Annotated in this window: 2 protein-coding genes; one reads left to right on the forward strand and one right to left on the reverse strand. The window is 71.7% G+C overall.

Annotated elements, in window-relative coordinates:
- Positions 1 to 67: 67 nt before the first annotated feature.
- Positions 68 to 1,234 (forward strand): UDP-galactopyranose mutase, encoded by a 1,167-nt coding sequence (gene glf, locus OZN99_RS29960; protein WP_270938865.1) that lies wholly within the window; start codon positions 68 to 70, stop codon positions 1,232 to 1,234.
- Between the two features lie 23 nt (positions 1,235 to 1,257).
- On the opposite strand, the gene OZN99_RS29965 is transcribed toward glf, so the two are convergent.
- On the reverse strand, positions 1,258 to 2,324 hold a 1,067-nt coding region (locus tag OZN99_RS29965), incomplete at its 5' end, for a hypothetical protein (protein ID WP_270938866.1).

Below are 2,324 nucleotides of genomic sequence, written 5' to 3' on the forward strand. Positions count from 1 at the left end.
CGCGCACGGCGCGCGGGCGCGGGCGCGCCGGTGGCGGCGATGGCGGCGCGCGCCGCGGGAGCGGCGCATGTTTGACTGGCTCGTCGTCGGCGCGGGCTTCGCCGGATCGGTGCTGGCCGAGCGGATCGCATCCCAGCGCGGCGAACGCGTACTGGTCATCGACCAGCGCGACCACATCGCCGGCAACGCCTTCGACCATCTGGACGCGGCGGGCGTCCTGATCCACCGCTACGGCCCGCACATCTTCCACACGAACAGCGAGCAGATCTTCGCCCATCTGTCGAAGTTCACGGCATGGCGGCCATACGAGCACCGCGTGCTGGCGCAGGTGCGCAGCCCCACCACCGGCGAGGATACGCTGGTGCCGATGCCCATCAACCTCGACACCATCAACCGGCTGTATGGGTTGAACCTGACGGAGGACGAGGTCGAGGGCTGGATGGCGGCGCGCGCGGAACAGGTTCCGACGGTGCGGACCAGCGAGGACGTGGTGGTCGGCAAGGTCGGGCGCGAGCTCTACGAGCTGTTCTTCCGCGGCTATACCCGCAAGCAATGGGCGCTGGACCCGAGCGAGCTGGACAAGAGCGTGACCGCGCGCGTGCCGACGCGCACCAACCGCGACGACCGCTACTTCACCGACCGCTTCCAGTACATGCCGGCCGAGGGCTACACGGCGATGTTCCGGCGCATGCTGGACCATCCGCTGATCACCGTGCGCACGGGGATGGAGTTCAGCGAGGCGCGCAAGCGCTTCAGCTTCCGTCGCCTGGTCTGGACGGGACCGGTGGACGAGTATTTCGGCTTCCGCTTCGGCAAGCTGCCCTACCGGAGCCTGCAATTCCGTCACGAGACGCTCGACAGGGAATGGGCGCTGCCGACCGGCACGGTGAACCATCCCGCGGAGTCCACCCCGTATACGCGGGTGTCCGAGTACAAATGGATGACCGGGCAGTCGCACCCGAAGACGAGCATCACCTACGAGTTCCCGAGTGCCGTGGGCGACCCCTACTACCCGATCCCGCGCCCGGAGAACGCCGCGCTCTACAAGCGATACGAGGCGCTGGCGGATGCGGAGCGCGACACCTGGTTCGTCGGGCGGCTGGCGACCTACCGCTACTACAACATGGACCAGGTGGTCGGGCAGGCGCTGGCAACCTTCGAGCGCATCCAGAAGGGCGCGCCGGTGGCGGCGAATGACGATGCGCGGCTGAAGACCGCCAGCGCGGGAGACTAGGTCCGCGGAATAGCCCGCGCGGGCTATTCCGCGCGGCACTCCGCCAGCGTCCAGAGCGCGATGGGCATGTGCTCGCGCGCGCGCTGGCCGGGCAGCTGGACGTAATGCAGCGCCTGGCCGAGCCCGGGTGTGAACAGGTGCCGCGGCGCCGGGCGGCCGGCCTGCGGCGGCATGCTCACCACCGCCAGGTCGGCCTGCATCGGGTAGAGGCGCAACAGCGGCTGCAGGTCGGCCTCGATGTCGAGCACCTGCACGCCGTCCTCCGGCGCTCGCGATCCCGGTGGCTCGACGGGGCTGATCGACAGCCCGCCATAGCCCTGCGCGGCGCCGAACCGGAACCAGTATTCCGAGCCGCTCGCCGTCACTCGCAGGCGCAGCAGCAGGTCGGAGGCCGCGCCGGTGCCGGGCCAGCCGCCGCGCAGCTCCGCGGTCAGGTCTTCGGGCGCGTTCAGCCGGTAGGTCGCGCGCTCGGCGGGGCAGGATTCCGGTGCCGGGCGTTGGGCGCGCGCGATGGTGTCGAGCTGCACCGCCGCCAGCACGACGGCGTTGCCCTCGATGCGCAGGTCGAAGCTGGCAGAGCCGCCGGACGGGCAGCAATTCCCGTCGGACTCCCGCCACAGGGGGGTGCGCGCGGTCATCTCCGCGGCGTCGTAGGTCACGGCCTGCCAGACCTCGAGGCCCGGCGGCAGGTGCGCAGGCAGGGCTTCGCGCCAGCTTTCGGCCTCCACCTCCTGCCAGCCCTCGGCGCCCAGGCGGTAGAACAGGTCCGCATTGGCTGTGCCCGAGCCGCCGCCGAGGCCGGGCAGGTGCAGCAGGCGCGGCCCCTCCCCCTCGACGATGCGCGGCGCGTCGTAGCGGTGCCCCTCGAAGGACCAGCCGAGCAGTCGCCAGCCGCCGCGCGCCTCGGCCAGCAGCACGATCCCGGCGCGGACGCCGTCGCGCTCGGTGAAGCCGAGCTGCGCCTGCCACAGCACGCGCGTGCGCCCATCCTCCGAGGCCGCCAGCCCGGCCGCGGTCACGCGGCAGTCGCGCAGCACGGCGCCGAGGCAGCGCGCCTCCAGCGTCGCAGGGCGGGGCAGCAGCGTCGTGG

This window comes from Falsiroseomonas oryzae (assembly GCF_027856955.1).
GTDB lineage: Bacteria > Pseudomonadota > Alphaproteobacteria > Acetobacterales > Acetobacteraceae > Falsiroseomonas > Falsiroseomonas oryzae.